Genomic DNA, 2,124 nt, shown 5'->3' with positions numbered 1-2,124 from the left:
CTCATCCTGTCGTGGCAATGCCTATGACCTGGGATTAGTGGCATCGAACCTCTGGGCCGTAGCGGCGGCTATCGTCCTGGGATGGACATGGACTGGAACCACGAGGTAGTCGATCAGCTTGAGTCCCACTGGCAGCATCAGCTCCGGCCCAGGCTCGACGGGCTGACCGATCATGAATACTTCTGGCAGCCAGTTCCCAACTGTTGGACCGTCAGCCGCCGCGGCGACAGCTCAGCACCGCTCTCGCTCGGAGCAGGCGAGTTCACCCTGGACTTCGGCCGGCAGCCGCGCGACCCGGAGCCGGTGACCACGATCGCCTGGCGGCTCGCGCATCTGATCGTCGGGTTCGCGGAGACGAACGCGACGCACTTCGGCGGGCCCGCTGCCAACGTCGCGACATTCAGCTACGCGGGCACAGCCGACGAAGCCCTCCGCCAGCTCGACCACGAGCACCGCATCTGGGTCGAGGGTGTGCGCGGACTCGGCACCGAAGGGTTGGCCCGGCCACAAGGCCCGAAGTACCCGCCCGAGTTCGCCGACGCCCCCATGGCGAAGCTCATCTTGTACACGAACGTCGAGGTCATCCACCACGGTGCAGAGATCTGCCTGCTACGCGACCTCTATTTGCGGCATGGCGCCGACGGGCCGCGACCCCAGAACAAGCCGGAAGTATCGTGGACACCCTCCGCGACACGTTGATTCAAGGATCGCCCGGCCCATGAGCGACAACGTCCTATCCATCATCCCCACCGACCCGCGCTGGCAGCCAGGACACGAACAAGCCGAGCGCGCCCGCCTACTGCTGGCCGAGTTCGCGCCGGATCCCGACCGCGACGAATCCGACCTCAAAGCCGCATGGTACGAGACGATCACAGTCGTGGACTGCGGGGGCAACTTAGAGCGCATCACCTGCCCGCTCTGCGGCGCGACGATCGATACCGAATGGTGGGGCGATCTGCTCGAAGAACGCTGCGACGAAGGCTTCGAGAACCTGATCACCACCCTGCCGTGCTGCGGCGGGCGCGCGTCGCTCAACGACCTCGGATACGAATGGCCATGCGGCTTCGCGCGCTTCGAACTTGCCCTGTGGAACCCAGGCCGAAGCTGGCTCACCGACCAAGAACTACCGGCCATCGCCCAAGTGCTCGGCCATCCGGTACGCCAGATCCTCGCGCACATCTGACCGCCGCCATCAAGGCCGGAAGGTGGCGTAACGCCCGCCAGGGCCACCGCTCAACACCATTGGCAGGATGCGGCTCGCATCTCAGAGTGCGTCATTGATCTCACCGGGTGTGGATGCCAGGCATCGCGACGGCTGAGCCGGGACGTGCATCACGATGGCGAACGGGTTCGAGTCAGGGCTCTCCCACCACGGAACATGGTTCGGGGCGTTGAGGGTGAGCGCTGTGATCGTCGTGTCCGAGCGTTCCCAGGTTCGCCGATAGAGCTCGATGATCTGTTCGCAGGTCTCCCTCTCGCCCGACGACAGATCGCTGCCGTCGGAGTCCTATCGCCGGCGCAGGGGTTCGGGCGATGGGCGGTCGGAGACGTCGCCGAAGTATGGGCCGCCACGCTGGCCCCGTGTCTGGCCAGGCCGAGCGGGTTGGTCCCGGTCACTGTCAGGGGCGGCGGGCGTCGTATACGGACGGGCCATCGAGGTCGCGAGCCCCTGGCACAATCTGCCGCATGTCCATCGCGTGGTTCAGCTCGGTCGTCGACTGTCATGATCCGGAAGTGCTTGCCGCGTTTTGGTGCCAGGTGCTCGGCTATCAGGTCGTGTTCCGCAACGAGCGGGAGGTCGATATCGCGCCCGGCCCGTCCTGCTTCCCGGGGCTGGCGTTCTTGCGAGTGCCCGGCCGTAAGACGGTGAAGAATCGGCTGCACCTCGATCTGAATCCGAGTGACCAGCAGGCTGAGGTGCAGCGGCTGCTGGATCTGGGGCGACCCGGGTCGACATCGGTCAATGCGACTGTGAGTGGGTGTTGATGGCAGATCCGGAGGGTAACGAGTTCTGCGTCCTGGCTCATCAATCGGGTTGGTAAGTTAGCCCCGGGGCTGGGAGCAGCCGGGCGACCTGCTCGGCAGGCCACGGGTGAGTCTTCGGCCCGCTGTTCAGCGCGTCGT

Annotated in this window: 2 protein-coding genes and 1 pseudogene; all 3 read left to right on the top strand. The window is 65.5% G+C overall.

Going from position 1 to position 2,124, the window contains the following annotated elements; all coding sequences use genetic code 11:
- Window positions 1-87 precede the first annotated feature (87 nt).
- The 3 genes and pseudogenes from VFA16_RS05385 (at window position 88) to VFA16_RS05375 (ending at window position 2,042) form a co-directional block, all read left to right on the top strand.
- On the top strand, window positions 88-699 hold the full coding sequence (locus VFA16_RS05385; protein WP_324966825.1) for a DinB family protein: 612 nt from the start codon (window positions 88-90) through the stop codon (window positions 697-699).
- A gap of 19 nt (window positions 700-718) precedes the next feature.
- Window positions 719-1,183, top strand: coding sequence for a hypothetical protein (locus VFA16_RS05380; RefSeq protein ID WP_324966824.1), 465 nt, complete (start codon window positions 719-721; stop codon window positions 1,181-1,183).
- Window positions 1,184-1,533: 350 nt separating this feature from the next.
- A pseudogene (locus VFA16_RS05375) lies at window positions 1,534-2,042 on the top strand (VOC family protein).
- Window positions 2,043-2,124 lie beyond the last annotated feature (82 nt).

The organism is Mycobacterium sp., from assembly GCF_035653355.1.
In the GTDB taxonomy this organism is placed as follows: Bacteria; Actinomycetota; Actinomycetes; order Mycobacteriales; family Mycobacteriaceae; genus Mycobacterium.
Note: the sequence above shows the minus strand (reverse complement) of the source record. Positions and strands in the feature narration are given on the sequence as shown.